The sequence below is a fragment of the Nocardioides sp. YR527 genome, from assembly GCF_900101045.1.
Classification (GTDB): Bacteria; Actinomycetota; Actinomycetes; order Propionibacteriales; family Nocardioidaceae; genus Nocardioides.
Window position 1 is genome coordinate 179,967 of the sequence record NZ_FNFN01000010.1, and the last position, 14,245, is coordinate 194,211.

At 69.5% G+C, this 14,245-nt stretch carries 11 protein-coding genes; 5 read left to right on the forward strand and 6 right to left on the reverse strand.

Annotated features, from left to right (window positions below; translation table 11 throughout):
• Positions 1–99 precede the first annotated feature (99 nt).
• Positions 100–708 carry a hypothetical protein gene (locus BLT25_RS30080; protein WP_176884290.1) on the forward strand — a complete coding sequence of 203 codons (609 nt, stop codon included), beginning with the start codon at positions 100–102 and terminating at the stop codon, positions 706–708.
• Here the strand turns inward: BLT25_RS30080 and BLT25_RS26060 are convergent.
• The 3 genes from BLT25_RS26060 to BLT25_RS26070 form a co-directional block, all read right to left on the reverse strand.
• Positions 705–1,490, reverse strand: a complete 786-nt coding sequence (locus tag BLT25_RS26060) for a hypothetical protein (protein WP_091052238.1) — start codon at positions 1,488–1,490, stop codon at positions 705–707. The genes BLT25_RS30080 and BLT25_RS26060 overlap by 4 nt on opposite strands.
• Entirely contained in the window at positions 1,487–1,981 is a 495-nt protein-coding gene (locus BLT25_RS26065) for a hypothetical protein (RefSeq protein WP_091052240.1), read from the reverse strand. The genes BLT25_RS26060 and BLT25_RS26065 overlap by 4 nt, the downstream gene beginning before the upstream one ends.
• A gap of 226 nt (positions 1,982–2,207) precedes the next feature.
• Positions 2,208–3,572: an LPXTG cell wall anchor domain-containing protein gene (locus BLT25_RS26070; RefSeq protein WP_091052242.1), complete on the reverse strand. Its 1,365-nt coding sequence runs from the start codon at positions 3,570–3,572 to the stop codon at positions 2,208–2,210.
• A gap of 378 nt (positions 3,573–3,950) precedes the next feature.
• On the opposite strand from BLT25_RS26070, the gene BLT25_RS26075 reads away from it, so the two are divergent.
• Together BLT25_RS26075 and BLT25_RS26080 are read left to right on the forward strand one after the other, a co-directional pair.
• Positions 3,951–4,436, forward strand: coding sequence for a GtrA family protein (locus BLT25_RS26075; protein WP_143033871.1), 486 nt, complete (start codon positions 3,951–3,953; stop codon positions 4,434–4,436).
• 24 nt (positions 4,437–4,460) lie between these two features.
• Positions 4,461–4,958 (forward strand): lecithin retinol acyltransferase family protein, encoded by a 498-nt coding sequence (locus BLT25_RS26080; RefSeq protein WP_091052245.1) that lies wholly within the window; start codon positions 4,461–4,463, stop codon positions 4,956–4,958.
• A 16-nt stretch (positions 4,959–4,974) separates the two neighbouring features.
• Here the strand turns inward: BLT25_RS26080 and cynS are convergent, their stop codons facing one another.
• Positions 4,975–5,427 (reverse strand): cyanase, encoded by a 453-nt coding sequence (gene cynS, locus BLT25_RS26085; RefSeq protein ID WP_091052247.1) that lies wholly within the window; start codon positions 5,425–5,427, stop codon positions 4,975–4,977.
• A gap of 4 nt (positions 5,428–5,431) precedes the next feature.
• Entirely contained in the window at positions 5,432–6,286 is an 855-nt protein-coding gene (locus tag BLT25_RS26090) for a formate/nitrite transporter family protein (RefSeq protein WP_091052248.1), read from the reverse strand.
• Between the two features lie 206 nt (positions 6,287–6,492).
• Here BLT25_RS26090 and BLT25_RS26095 point away from each other — a divergent pair, with 206 nt between their 5' ends.
• Positions 6,493–7,221: a helix-turn-helix domain-containing protein gene (locus tag BLT25_RS26095; RefSeq protein WP_091052250.1), complete on the forward strand. Its 729-nt coding sequence runs from the start codon at positions 6,493–6,495 to the stop codon at positions 7,219–7,221.
• Positions 7,222–7,331: 110 nt separating this feature from the next.
• Here the strand turns inward: BLT25_RS26095 and BLT25_RS26100 are convergent, their stop codons facing one another.
• Entirely contained in the window at positions 7,332–11,210 is a 3,879-nt protein-coding gene (locus BLT25_RS26100) for a S8 family serine peptidase (RefSeq protein ID WP_091052252.1), read from the reverse strand.
• Between the two features lie 125 nt (positions 11,211–11,335).
• On the opposite strand from BLT25_RS26100, the gene BLT25_RS26105 reads away from it, so the two are divergent.
• Complete coding sequence (locus tag BLT25_RS26105) at positions 11,336–14,212, forward strand: ATP-binding protein (RefSeq protein WP_091052253.1); 2,877 nt, start codon at positions 11,336–11,338, stop codon at positions 14,210–14,212.
• The last annotated feature ends 33 nt before the right edge of the window (positions 14,213–14,245 follow it).

Here is a 14,245-nt window from a genome sequence, read left to right on the forward strand (position 1 = left end):
GCATGCGGCGATGGGCGTTGGGTGGCAGGCTGCTTCCTTATGGCGCGTTGGTGGCGGAGACCAGAGGCATCGACGAACGGAGATGCGGACTGGGAACGGGTGTCCACGGAGGTGCGCGCGTCGCGGGAACGCCGTCTTTCCGCGCTTGAAGGACAGGAGCCTCTTGTCGATGAGCTCACGGCTGTTCTCTTCGAAGCAGATCCGATCGGTCTCAACTTCGAGACCAACACCGACGAGTACGCCGCGGAGGCGCAGACCATTGCCCTACGGCTTCCAGAGGTCGATGATCTCGACCAGCTCCGTGAGGTGATCCACCAAGAGTTCGTGCACTGGTTCGACGCGGACTTGGCAGGGAGCCCCTCCAAGTACGCGGCGCTCGCTCAGAGGGTCCTGGCCGTCTGGCATCGACACCATCCGCTCAACGTTCCGCCCACAATCCGCGTGATGTCCGAATACGACTGTTGGCCGACATGGGATGACGAGACAGGGCGGAACGTCGATCCTGGCTCGCTCCCGATCACGAGGCAGTGCGTTCAGCAGCTGAACGCGTGGGCTGCCCGATACGACGCAAGCCTGAACAGGAGCGATCCGTCGCGTTCCAAGATGTCCGATCCGCAAGGTTTCGCAGCCGACGGCAGGTTATTGGCCGATCGCCTCGCCCGAGAGCTTCAAGGGATCAGCCGCATTCGCTATCGCGGTATTGATTAAGTCTCAAGGTCAACGTGTCGAGAAGGCCAGGTTGTCGACTCGAGCGTTGGGTGCTGTTCGACCATCTCAACGAGTTCTCGGCGGCCGCTGATCCTGGTCGCCTGAAGGTCGTAGTCCGTCCAGACGAACCACGAACGATCCGGGGCCCAGAGGTTCGTTGGAGTGAACTCGTAGTCGCCGCCGTACACACTGAGCAAAGAAGGGATCTCGTCGATCCGGGCCTGCCAGATGTGCACGTCGTCGAAGTCACTCGCCGGCAGTGCTGCATAGAACGCGAAGCACCAAGGTTCGGGGGTGGGGCTGGGTGCATCGGTGAGGATCTCTATCAGGGCGTGGAGTGCGTTCTCGTCCAGCGACCCTTCCGGCGGGGGCTCGATAGCAGCGGGCCAACTTCCAGCGGGGAACCATCGGAAGCATGGCGGGAACATGCGGTTCGGGACGAGTTCTGGGAATCGGGAGAGGTAAGACGACCACGTCAGCCGCTGCCAAGGGCGTGCCGGCTTTGTGCTGAAACCGAGCGGCGTGCCAGTCGACGTGGTGACCTCATCCAGGTCGATGCCCCCGACGACGTCCGGTGTCGCCTCGCCATCGTCAAGGGCTCGTCGACGTACGTCGTCGTGAGTGCCGAGTCCGTGCAGATCGGGATTCTCGTACATCGAATGTAGGAGCCAGGTCTCGGCTTCCCAGCCGGCGGGAGAATAGCCCGTCGTGCGCTCGTCTTCCGGCTGAGCCGCGAGCCACTCCAGTTGAACGGCGGCCTCTGGCTGCGTCAACCGTCTCATGGGTTGACCGCCGAGTCCTCGGCGAGCATTGTCACCTTGTCCATCACCGGGTCATAGCCAAGAACCGGATGCTCTTTGCTACCTCCCTCGTTCGTCATCAGAACCGGTTTCCCGACGCCGTGCCAGATTTCGCGGAGGAACAAACAGAGGGTGTCGACGCCCTCCTGGCCCTGGAGTTCGCGGAGGTCGACGTCGAAGTCGATCTCGTGCTCAGACGTGAACCGGAAGATCGCAAGCACACCGGAGACAGGCCAGACCCTTAGATGGGCCGTCGCTAAGTCGGTTGGCCGCGCTAGCACCGTCTTGGCACTGGGTAACGGCAGTTCCGTCTCCCCCTGCTCATACCTCCACGTCCAACCGCTTGTGGTCACCAGGTTCAAGAGGTTCTGCCAGTCATCGACAGTCGTGTCAGGCACGAAGAGATCCGGGAGGGATCCCATCAGTTCCGGGTCAAAGAAGTCCCTGACCTCTTCCCAGCGAAGATCTGGCATAAGCAGAATGATGCTTCGAGCAGGCGGCGAGAACAACGCGGTTGTGTTGGCAAGGATGTCGTCGATCTCGCCGACGAATTGAAGCCCTCGCCGTACGCCCCCGAAGGCTGCCCCGGGCGAACGAAAATTCGTCCGCCCGGGACATCGACCGCGCGGCCGTGAGGCTGCTCACCACCACAGGTTGTCCCGCCCCCAGCACGGAGTCACGCCCGCCTGGGAGTGTGGGTCAGGCGTTCTTCCGGCGGCGGGCGAGGAAGGTCATGATGCCTCCGGTGCCGGCGAGCAGCCCGCCGACGGCGAGGAGCGCTCCGTTCGGACCGCCCGTGTTCGGCAGGTTCCCAGCCAGACCGGCATCGATCCGGTTCGGGACCTCGGAGTCGACCTTGGTGCTGGCGTCCTTGACGACCGCCGCGCACTTCTCCGACGTGTTGGTCTCGGTCTCGTAGACAGCCGGGATGACGACCGTGACCGAAGAGGCGGGCGAGTCCTCGACGGTGACGTCCGATGCCGGGCTGTCCTCCACAGTGCGGGTGTCGACCAGGTCCCAACCCTCAGGCGCGTCGGCGGTCCAGGATGCGTCGGCCAGATTCATGGTCGGCTCACCGTCTTCGACGAAGTAGAGGGTGACGTCGGGGTCGGCGTAGGCCTCGTTCTTGATGACGGTCTGCTGGTACTGCTCGCCGATCTGGGACAGGTTCAGCGGGTTGTCCTCGCCGTCCTGACCATCCTCATCGGCCGGGGTGCCCGACGTCGTGGTCCAGGCGGTGAAGTGGTCCCACTGCCACGAGCCGAAGACGGCGGGAGTGGCCTCTTCGACCACGATGGTCTCGGTCCAGGCCTCTTTGTCGACGATGGTCTCGGTCCAGGCCTCCTTGTCGACGACGGTCTCGGTCCAGGCCTCCTTGTCCACGACGGTCTCGGTCCAGGCCTCCTTGTCCACGACCGTCTCGTCCCACGCCTCCTTGTCCACGACGGTGACGGTCTCGGTCAGGTCGCCCGCGGCGAAGCGGACCCAGCCCTTGTCGCCGTGCTCGTCCTCACCGTTCCAGTCCGGCGAGTTCAGGTAGCGGACCTTGCCGGTCGTCTTCTGCCTGTAGGCGTAGCCACCGTCCTTGACGCGAGTCTCCTCATGGGTGACCGCCTCGTGGTGGACGACGTGCGTCTCGGCCGGGTGCTCGACCGTGTGGGCCTCGGCCGGGTGCTCGACGGTGTGGGTCTCGGCCGGGTGCTCGACCGTGTGGGTCTCGGCCGGGTGCTCGATGGTGTCGGTCACCGCGTCGGTGCCGGGCGTGTAGGTCCGGGTGTAGACCGAGTTGCGGAACTGGTCCTCGTTGACAGCCTCGTGGCCCTCACCCCTGACCACCTTCGAGAAGCGGGACTCCTCGTGGGACAGCGCGTCGGTGTGCTCCACGTGCGTGACCGCAGGCGTGACCTCGGTGGTCGTCTTCTCGTCGGCGACCTTGACCTGAGAGGTCACGGTGGTCGTCGTGCAGTCCTGCGCGGCCTGAGCCCCAGGGGCTGCCACGACCGTGGCGACCCCGGCAACGGCGACCGCCGCGAGGCCGATCTTGGTGGAGCTGTGCATGTTCATGGGTTGGTTCCTTCATGGGTTGTCGTGGTCTGCGCCTGTGGTGAGCAGGCAGGGCTGAGGTGCCCGAGACCGGTGGGCGGACAGGGATGCCTGTCGCCGTCGGTCTGGGCTGATCTCGGGTGGATCGTGAGGACCTCTTGAAACCGAGGAGCAAGTGCGGCGCGTGGGCCGCCTCGGCGAGGCCTGTGAGAAGAGGGTCTCCCGGCGCTGTCTCAGCGGGTTGCGAGAGTTCTCTTCATCTACTCAATATTGGGGTAGACGGGACCTTCTACCCTCTTGCGTTGCCCGACCGGCTAGGGATTTGGTCGGTGGTCTGTGTCGGCGACTCTCGCAAAAAGAGAAGTCAGTCGGACCCACTTCGTCGGTAGCATCGTAAAGGTGACCGTCGCATCGAGCTGGAGACATCGGGCGTTTCGGCTGCTCGGCGAGGTGGTTCGGTTCATGGTGGTGGGCGGCCTGGCGACCGTGGTGTCGTTCGTGGGCTTCAACGCACTGGCGCACGGCCTGCTCCTCGGCACGGCTCCGCTGCGGAACGCTCCGATCGTCGCGTACGTGGTGGCCAACGTCGTCGCTGGAGTCGTGGCGTACGTCGGGACGCGGCTGTGGGCGTTCCGGGATCGTGACGCTCCTGATCAGGTGACCGGTGTGGTCAGGTTCTTCGTCCTGGGTGCGCTCACGATGGCCATTCCGGTCGTGTGCCTGTGGTTCAGCCGCTACGTCCTGGGGCTGTCCAGCCCGATCGCGGACAATGTCTCGGCCAACGTGATCGGGCTGGGGATCAGCACCGCGACGCGTTTTTGGGTGTTCCGGCGCTTCGTGTTCAACCAGCCCGTGGTTCGCGAGCCGTCCAGGCCTGCGGCGTGAGAACCCGAGAAGGCAGGTGCTCCGGTGGCACGCGGTGACCACATCTACGCCCGCCGGGGTCGCTACTACACCCACCACGCCATAGACGCCGGTGACGGGACCGTCATCCATTACACGGGCACGGCGGCCACCGGTCGGCGTGTGGAGCGGACATCGCTCGAGTCCTTCGCCTGTGGTGGGCCCGTATACGTGCGCACCTACCGCAGCCGACTGCCGACCGAGGAGATCATCCGTCGTGCGGAGTCTCGTCTCGGAACGCGTGGCTACCACCTGGTCCGGAACAACTGCGAGCACTTCGCGACCTGGGCCTCGACCGGCTCGGCCGCAAGCCGACAGGTGCGCAGCTGGGCCGTGGCGGGACCCGGGGCGGCCGCCTCGCTGGCCGTCGCCCAGGCTGCCGGGATCCACCTGATCGTCCTCGGAACCGTGAGCATGTGCGTCTATGCCCTGCGGGGCCTGCTGCACCGTCGCAGCGGGCCCCGGGCCCTGGTTCTGCTCGACATCGACGCCGACGCCGGCTGAGATGCGCTGCGGGGCCTCACCAGTTGTAGTCGAGGAACTTCCCGTCGAAGGTGACCACCACCCGGTCCCCGCCGGGGTCGGAACGACGAGCGATGTCGACCTTGAAGTTGATCGCGCTCATGATGCCGTCGCCGAACTCCTCGTGGATCAGCTCCTTGAGCGCCGGGCCGTAGACGGCCAGGGCCTCGTGGAAGCGGTAGATCGTGGGATCGGACGCCACGCCGGGCGCCGCGCCTCGGTACGGCTGGACCTGCAGCGCTTCGACGACCGCGGGCTCCAGGCCGAGCAGCTCGCCGGCGGCCTCCGCCTCGGCGGCACTCATCGGGTGCTGGCCGAGGAGGGCGGCGGTCGTCCACACCGGCGCACGGCCCACATGCTCGGCGATCTGGGCCCAGGTGATCCCGGCCCGCAGCCGGGCGGAGGTGACCGCCTCGGCGGCCTCGGTCTTGCTCAAGATGGGCTGGGTCATCTGCTCAGGCCTCGCTCACGACGGTCGACTTGTCAGGGGTCACGGCAGCGGGGCGCGTCCGCTCCGTGCCGGTGCGGTGATGGGTGGCGTAGATGACCAGCCCGACGAAGGTCAGGCCACCGACCAGGTTGCCGAGGACGGTCGGGATCTCGTTCCAGAGCAGGTAGTCGCCGACGGTGAAGTCGCCACCGAGCATCAGCCCGGAGGGGAAGAGGAACATGTTGACGACCGAGTGCTCGAAGCCCAGGTAGAAGAAGACCATGATCGGCATCCACATCGCGATCACCTTGCCCGGCAGGCTGTCGGACATCATCGCTCCGACCACGCCGGTGGAGACCATCCAGTTGCACATCACGCCGCGTACGAAGAGAGTCAGCATCCCTGCGGCACCGTGGTCGGCGTAGCCCAGCGTCCGGCCCTCGCCGATGGCACCGATCGCCTGGCCGACCGCATCGGGTTCGACCGAGAATCCGTAGGTGAAGTAGATCGCCATCATCACTGCCGTGGTCAGGGCGCCGGCGAAGTTTCCGACGAAGACCAGGCCCCAGTTGCGCATCATGGCGCCGAACGTGACGCCGGGGCGCCGGTCCAGCCAGGCCAGCGGGACCAGGGTGAAGACGCCGGTCAGCAGGTCGAACCCGAGCAGGTAGAGCATGCAGAAACCGACCGGGAAGAGCACCGCGCCGATGAGCGGCTCGCCGGTCTTGGCGCCGATGGTGACCGCGAACGCGGCCGCCAGCGCCAAGATGGCTCCCGCCATGTAGGCGCGGATCAAGGTATCTCTGGTCGACATGAAGACCTTGGACTCGCCGGAGCTGATGATGCGGCCGGCGAGCTCCTTCGGGCTCACATAGGACATGGGGTCGCCTCCTCGGGCGTGAACGACAGGACCTCGGATCGCCGTTGACCCACGCCCCATGCCACCACCAGAGGCGACCCTCCGAGTAGGCCATCCGCGCACGATCTGCGGCGATCTGCGCGGGGCCGGCCCAGATGGCTCGGGTTAACCGGAGCGACACAAGCAGGTGAACGAGCCTGAAACCGGGACGAGCCACCCTTGGGCGGATGGAAGGGCTCGACGAGGACCTGCTGGCCGCGGTGGTCAACGTGACCCCGACCGCGCTGTGGGTGATCGGCGCCGACGGCACCGTCCAGCTGGCCAACCAGGCCGCGCTGTCCCTGCTCGGCTACAGCTCGGCCGACGAGGTCATCGGCGCCTCCAGCCACGAGACCCTCCACGACCATCGCCCCGACGGGACCGCGTACCCCTCCGAGGCCTGCCCGATCCTCGGCCGGCCCGGACCGAGCACCACCACGGCGCCGGCGTGGTTCTTCACCCGCCAGGGCCGGCCTGTGCCGGTCGCCTGGTCCACCCGCGCCGTCGGCACCGCCGGGGCCCGGCTGCTCTCCTTCGCCCACGCCGCCAACGTCTCCGGGTTCGCGCTCGACGAGGTCGAGGAGGTCGACCTCACCACGCGTGACGCGCTCCGGGCAGCGGTGGACCAGCGGGTGCGCGAGCGGTTCCGGGACCCGGAGTTCACCGCGGCCGCCCTCGCCGCCGAGCTGCACCTGTCCGTACGTTCGGTCCAGGCGCTGCTGGCAGAGGACGGTCGATCGCCGGCGGCCGAGATCCGCCGCGCCCGCCTCGAGTTCGCCGGCACGCTGCTCGCCCGCGGCGCCGCCGTCTCCGATGCCTGCCGCGCGAGCGGCTTCAGCGAGCTCGGCACCTTCGGCCGCGCCTTCCGCCGCCAGTACGGCCAGGCGCCGAGCTCGTGGGCGCGCGCCGCCGGGTAGTCACGGCACGGTGACGCCAGGACCGCCTCGAACCGGACCGGGGCCGGAACCGGGCCGGCCGCCGGACGATCGAGTTCGTCCGGCGGCCGGCCGCAGTCGCACCCGCGGGTCTACTCGAACGGGTCGAAGTAGGCGACCGTGGCCGCGTCGATGTTGCTGTCGATACCGACCGGGTCGAACCCGATGGTGCTGGCACCGGTGACGTACACGCGTCGCTTGCCGTCGGGCCCGCGGTCGAGCACGACGCCGTTGCCGCCGTCCGATGCCGCGGTGGCGTCGTAGCTCGACGACCACACCTTCTCGCCGTTGCTCATGTCGTAGGCGATGGTCATGTAGTCGAGGTCGGTCTCGGTGTCCGTCGACTCGCCGGTGACGACCGCACGGGTGCCGTCCTCGGAGATCGTCACGTCCCAGGGGATGTCGGAGCCGTGGGCGTTGCCGTCGTGCGTCGCCGCCCAGACCTGCTCGCCGGTGGTGACGTCGTACGCGACGGTGGCGTAGTCCATGTTCGTGGCGCCGTCGACGTTGCCGGTCACCAGGACCTTGCTGCCGTCCGGGGAGAGCTCGGTGGCCTGCGGCACGTCGGTGCCGGCGCCGCCGTGCTCGGCCGACCACTTCTCCTCGCCGGTGGCGAGGTCGTAGCCGACGGTGGCCCAGTCGGTCTGGCGGTCGGTGTTGCCGACGCCGCCGGAGACGATCACCGTGGACCCTGCGATCTGGACCTGGTCGGAGATGTCGATCCCGTTGGCGCTCCCGTTGCGGAGCACGTCCCACAGCTGCTCGCCGGTCTCGGCGTCGTAGGCCACGGTGCCCCAGTCGGTGAGACCGGTGCCCTCGCCCCGGCTCTGACCGGTGACGACCACGGTGCCACCGTCCTCGCTGACCGCGATCGCCCGGGCGTCGTCGGTGCCGTTCACCGGGTCGTCGTAGCGCGAGACCCACAGCTGCTCGCCGGTCGCGGCGTCGAAGGCCACGGTGGCGTAGTCGAGATGGGTGTCGCCGACGTTCTGGTAGCCGGTGACGTAGATCCGCTTGCCGTCGGGGCTGACCACCAGGTCGTTGACCGTGTCCGTGGCCTGCCCGGGGCCGTCGAGCCTGATGTTCCACCTCTCGGCGCCGTTGGCCCCGTCGTACGCGATCGCGACCATGTCGCTGCCGCTGGTGCCGGCGACGTAGACCGTGTCACCGTCGGGGCTCATCCCGAAGCCGGCCGGCTCGTCCGAGCCGCCGTTCGAGCCGTCCCACTGGACCTCCCAGAGCGGGTCACCGGTCTCGGGGTCGTAGGCGGCGGTGAGGAAGTCGGGCGCGAGACCGCCCGCCGCGGCAGGCCGGCTGAAGCCGCTCATGTAGAGCCGCGTGCCGTCCGGGTTCAGGAGCACCTCGCCGCCGGAGTCGGTCGAGGCGCCGAAGTCGGTGCGCTGACCGTCGTACCGCGTGGACCAGTCCTCCGAGCCCGGCCGCTTGGCCCGCAGCACGATGGGGGAGCGAACCTTGTGCGATCCGTCGGTCCAGGACAGCTGGCCGCCGAGGTAACGGAACAGCGCGGCGTCCTCGAGGGTGAAGGTCGCGGTGAAGGACTTGCTCTCGCCGGGCTTGATCGTCAGGGTGCTCGGCTCGATCGTGACGTCGACGCCCTCCAGGCCGGTCACCGACGCCTTGTAGGTCGCCTTCTTGCGGCCGACGTTGGTCACGGTGCGGGTGACGGTCTTCGTCTCGTCGAGCAGGCCGACGGCGATCGACGGCGTGTTGAGGTCGCTGGGGTCGAGCGAGAGACCGGCGGTCTCCAGGCCGTCACAGACGCTGTCGAGCACGCCGTTGGTGGATCCGCACAGGAAAGCCGTCCAGTCGTCGGTGCCGCTGTCGTAGACGAGCCCCGGGTCGGCGGCGGTGTTGGGCTGAACGTGCCCGGCACCCTGCTTGAAGATCACCTTCGGGTCGGTGGCCGCCCCGTCGCGTACGTCGGAGCCGGTGGTCATCAGCGCGGACTTGATCGCCATCGGCGACCAGTCGGGGTGCAGGTCATGGAGCAGCGCGGCCAGGCCGGCGACGTGCGGCGCGGACATGGAGGTGCCGCTCATCAGGTTGAAGTCCATACCGCCCTGTCCCGGGGGAGCGACCGCGGCGAGGATGTCCTGCCCGGGTGCGATCACGTCCGGCTTGAGGAGGTTGCCGTTACCGGCCACGAGCGGCCCGCGGGAGGAGAACTCGGCTGTGTAAGGCGCATCCGCACCGCGCTGGATGGTGGCGGCCTCGATCGTCGCGGTGGCGTCCGCCGTGGCGGCGTACGCGCTCACCGCGCTCCACTCGGTGTCGGCCAGGTGCACCGTCGGGACCGAGTGGAAGTCGGAGTTGAGCGAGTTCTCGTAGGCGTTGACGAAGATCATCCCGACCCCGCCGGCCTCGGCGACCGCGCGGCTGGAGTTGACCCGCGCGATGTCACCGCCGCGCTGGCACAGGACGATCTTGCCGGCCACCTTGGCCGGGTCGAGCGCCGGCTTGCCGTTGTTGTCGCTGGCCGGGTAGCAGCGCGAGCCGGCGGTGATCGACACCCCCGAGAGACGGGCCGAAGCGCCGGTGATGAGCGGAGCCGGTCCGACACCGTTGGGGGCGACCGAGGCGCCGGTGTAGCGGGTGCCGTTGCCCAGAGTGACCGCTCCGGTGGTGCTGCGGTCGTGCGTCCCGGCGGCGACGGTGGTCAGCCACGGTCCCGGGTGGGCGACGGTCGAGTCCGTCGGGCCGGAGTTGCCGGCCGAGGCAGACACGAAGATCCCGGCCGCGGCGGCGTTGAGGAACGCGACCTCGGTCGGTTCGAGGAAGTCGGTGCTGGTGCCGGAGACCGAGTAGTTGATGACGTCCACGCCGTCGGCGACGGCCTGGTCGATCGCGGCGACCATGTCCGAGTTGTAGCCGGTCGCGGTCGAGCCGTCCTCGGTGGACCACAGGGCCTTGTACGCCGCGATGCGTGCCCGGGGCGCGATGCCGGTGATCTCACCGAACGCCGCCGCGGCTCCGGTCACCTTGACGCCGTGGTTGCCACCGGAGGTCGACGCGGTGTGGGTGCCGTGCCCGTTGTAGTCGCGCGGTGAGTTGAACTCCCAGGGCAGCTGCTCGGCGATCCCGGCGTCGCCGCCCCAGCCGTCGTTGAAGTAGCGAGCCGTGATCAGCTTGCTGTTGCAGCTCCTGGCCTTCCAGGAGTCGTCGCCGACGGTCTCGGGCGTCTCGCAGGTGCCGCGGAACCCCTTCGGCTTGCCGTGGTAGACCTTCTTGCCCCGCTTGTCGCGGTCCGAGAAGCTCTTCGAGTCCGGCCAGATCCCGCTGTCGATCACGCCGATGACGACGTCCTCGCCCGCGCCGTCGCCGTGCTTGCCGCCCTCGGGACCACCGAGCTTGGCCCACAGGCCGTCGCGGGAGTCGAGACCGAGGAAGCTGGCCGTCGAGGAGGTGTCGACCTCGACCTTGGTGTCCTCGTGGACCGCCACGACGTCGGGCTGCGAGGCGAGCTTCGCGGCCTGGTCGCCGGTGAGGTCGGCGGTGAAGCCGTTGAAGGAGTAGACGTACTCCTGGGTCGGCTCGCCACCCTTGACCTTGGTCAGGGCGGACCGCTGCCGCCCGCGCAGGTGGTCGGCGTAGTCGACCGTCTCGCTGGCGTCGGGGTCGACCTTGGCGTCCTCGCCCGGCTTCGTCGCCGAGTAGCCCTTGACGTCGCCGTCGTAGGTGGCGACCGGGTCGAGCGCCATCTGGACGATGTACGTCCCGCGCTTGTCGCCCTTCGCCTTGGCCGCCGCGATGTCGGCCGCCTTGGTGACCTTCAGGCCACCGTCGCCGCGGCTGAGCGCGCCGCTGGTGATGGCGCTGGTTCGGTTGGCCTCGGGGTTCTCGGCCGGTTCGTCAGCCCTCGCATCGGGGGCCATCGTGGTGACGAGGGCCGTCGTCGCGGCCAGCGCCAGCGAACGACGGGCCCACCGTCGGATCGGGGGATTGCCCTGCATGTCCTGCTCCTCGCATCCTGCTTCCACGGCACGTGGAAGGGGTGTGGGGAGGCTATGCGTGGAAACGAAGGGGACACATCCGTGTCCTACACTGAGGATTGCTCAGACCAGTGGGAGGACGCTTGATGGACGCTCTCACGTCTCGAATCCTGGTCGGGCGCGATGCTGAGCTGGCACAGGTCAGGTCCGCGATCGATGCGGCACCGGCGATCGTAGTCATCGAGGGTGAAGCCGGGATCGGCAAGAGCCGTCTCGTCGGTGAACTCATCGATGACGATCCGAAGCGGCTCTTCCTCCTGGGACACTGCCAGCATCTTCTGGACCCGTTTCCGCTCGGCCCGGTGGTCGATGCGCTGCGTGGTCACGCCGACCGGATCGAGCGGTCGGCCCTGAGCCCGGTGGTCGGGTCCCTGGGTGCCCTGATCCCCGAGGTCGCCGACCGCCTCCCGCCGCCGCCGGAGCCGCTGGCCGACCAGCAGGAGGCCCGGCACCGCACCTTCCGGGCGGCGACCGAGCTGCTCGGACACCTGGCCCCGGGCGTGCTCGTCCTGGAGGACCTGCACTGGGCCGACCGCGTCACCGTCGACTTCCTCGCGTTCCTCGCCGCGAATCAGCCGCCCGACCTCTCGATCCTCGTCACCACCCGGCCCGAGGCCGCTGCCCCGCTGGTTCGGGAGGCCTTCGCCCGGGGGGTCTCCGGGCCGGCGCGCACGGTCACGCTGCGCGAGCTGGGGCCGGAATCGGTCGGCGAGCTCGCCCGGACGATCCTGGCCACCGACGTACCCGAGGAGACCGCCGCGGCGCTCTTCGACGTGACCGGTGGCGTCCCGTTCGTCGTGGAGGAGGTGCTCCGCACCCTGCTCGAACGCGAGCCCGCCGCCGAGATCCCGCGGCATCCCGACGCGATCGCCGCGCTCTCGGTCTCCACCGCCCTGCGCGATGTCGTACGTGAGCGCGTGGCTGCCCTCGATGCCATGGCCGCCGAGGTGCTGGGCGCGGCCGCGGTCGCCGACCAGACCGTCGATGCCGGGCTGATCGCCGAGGTCACCGGCCACGATCTGCGGAAGGTCGCGCGGGCGCTCGACGCTGCGTACGCCATCGGGCTGCTGCACGACCACGAGGGGCGGGGCCGGTTCCGTCACGTCCTCGCCCAGCAGGTGGTCTACGACGACGTGCCGCCGCAGACGCGACGCTGGCTCCATCTGCGCACCGCCCAGGTCCTGGAGGAGTCCGACGGCGTGGCCCGCTCGGCGCGGATCGCGCACCACTACCAGCGGGCCGGTCGCCCGGCTGAGTTCGTACGCCATGCCGAGGCCGCCGCGGACGAGGCGATCCGGCGGGGCAACGACGCCGTCGCCGCCGACCTGCTGCGTCAGGCGACGGCGGACATGGCGAGCCTGCCGCCCGAGACCCGGGTACGCCTGGCGACCAAGCTCGGCCGGGCCGCGGTCGACGGCCTCGCCCACGCGGAGGCGATGCCGATCCTGGGCCGCCTGCTCGACGAGGAGGATCTGCCGCCGCCGGCCCGCGGCGAGCTCCGGTTCGCGCTCGGCCGGCTCCAGCGGCAGCAGGGACATGCGCGCGCCGGCTTCCGAGCGATCGAGCGCGCGGTCCCCGACCTCGAGGCACGCCCCGATCTACAGGCGCGAGCCCTCGCCGTCCTGGCGGTGCCCGAGACCGTGGTCGACGTGTCGATCGCCACCCATCTCGAGCGCTGCGAGCAGGCCGAGGCGGCGGCCGAGCGCGCCGGCGCGGCCGACGTCGGCCTCTCGGTGCTGATCACCCGCGGCTCGCTCCTCCTGGAGCAGGGGCGACCGGAGGCCTGGGACCTGATCGATGCCGTACGCCGCGACGGCGTGCTGATCGCCCACCCGCGTGAGCACGCGCGGGCCGCGGTGAACTGGGCCCAGGGGGCGCTCCACAGCGGTCACCTGCGACGCGCCGACGAGCTCGTCGCCGAGGGCCGCGCGGTCGCCGAGGCGGCCGGGTTCGAGCGGGTCATCGAGGTCTATGCCCTGGTCAGCGCGATGGCCGACTACGAGAGCGGCCGCTGGGACGGGCTGGCGGACCGCGTACGAGATCTCGCCACGCCGGGGCTCGGCTTCGGGGCAGCCTCCCTGGACGCCCGCCTGCTGCACGGGCTCGTGCTGACCGCGACCGCGACCGGGACCGACGCGCGCGAGCAGCTGGCCGGGGTGATCGCCGAGTGCGAGCGGGTCGGTTCGGTCTGGCCGCTCATCCCCGCCCAGACAGCGCTGTCGAGGCTCCTGCTCTCCACCGGCGACGCCCACGGAAGCCTCGCCCAGGCGCGGGCCGCGGTCGACCAGGCCGGTCGCAAGGGTCTCTACGCCTGGGCCGCCGCCCCGATGCTCTGCCTGGTCGATGCGGCCGTCGCGATCGGGACGGTGGCCGAGGTCCGAGCCGAGGTGGCCGACCTGGCCCGCCATCTCGGCGACGCCGACGCTCCGGCCGCGCTCGCCGCGGTGCGCACCTGCGAGGCGCTGGTCGCCCAGGCCGACGGGGAGGCGGCGGCCGTCGAGCGGCTGCTGGCCTCCGCGCGCCACACCGCGGCCGCCGCCGGACTCGTCTACGTCGCGGCACAGGTCGAGGAGCGGCTCGGCGACTGGCGGTGTACGCAGGCAGCGGACTCCGGCCCGGCGCTCCTCGAAGGCGCGCTGCGCACCTACGGCGGACTCGACGCCCGGCGTGACATCGCCCGGGTCACCCAGCTCATGCGTCGCCACGGGGTGGCCGTTCCCTACCCGTGGCGAGGCGGGCGCCGCGGGCACGGCACCGACCTCTCCGACCGGGAACGGGAGATCGCGCTGCTCGCCGCCGCAGGACGTACGAACCGCGAGATCGCCGCCGAGCTGTTCCTCTCGCCTCGCACCGTCGAGACGCACATGTCGCACGCGCTGCGCAAGCTCGGCCTCCGCTCACGCGAGGAGCTACGGCGAGACAGCAGCGTGCTCAGCCTGGACGGCGAAGTGGCCGGCCCGTGAGCCGGCCCGCAAGCGCGACCGTGGTCTGTGGGC

Excerpts from the sequence above, each read along its gene's own strand:
- cynS (WP_091052247.1), bottom strand. The coding sequence starts at position 5,427 with ATGACCCAGCCCATCTTGAGCAAGACCGAGGCCGCCGAGGCGGTCACC.
- BLT25_RS26060 (WP_091052238.1), bottom strand. The coding sequence starts at position 1,490 with ATGAGACGGTTGACGCAGCCAGAGGCCGCCGTTCAACTGGAGTGGCTC.
- BLT25_RS26070 (WP_091052242.1), bottom strand. The coding sequence starts at position 3,572 with ATGAACATGCACAGCTCCACCAAGATCGGCCTCGCGGCGGTCGCCGTT.
- BLT25_RS26100 (WP_091052252.1), bottom strand. The coding sequence starts at position 11,210 with ATGCAGGGCAATCCCCCGATCCGACGGTGGGCCCGTCGTTCGCTGGCG.
- BLT25_RS26095 (WP_091052250.1), top strand. The coding sequence starts at position 6,493 with ATGGAAGGGCTCGACGAGGACCTGCTGGCCGCGGTGGTCAACGTGACC.
- BLT25_RS26065 (WP_091052240.1), bottom strand. The coding sequence starts at position 1,981 with ATGCCAGATCTTCGCTGGGAAGAGGTCAGGGACTTCTTTGACCCGGAA.
- BLT25_RS26090 (WP_091052248.1), bottom strand. The coding sequence starts at position 6,286 with ATGTCCTATGTGAGCCCGAAGGAGCTCGCCGGCCGCATCATCAGCTCC.
- BLT25_RS26105 (WP_091052253.1), top strand. The coding sequence starts at position 11,336 with ATGGACGCTCTCACGTCTCGAATCCTGGTCGGGCGCGATGCTGAGCTG.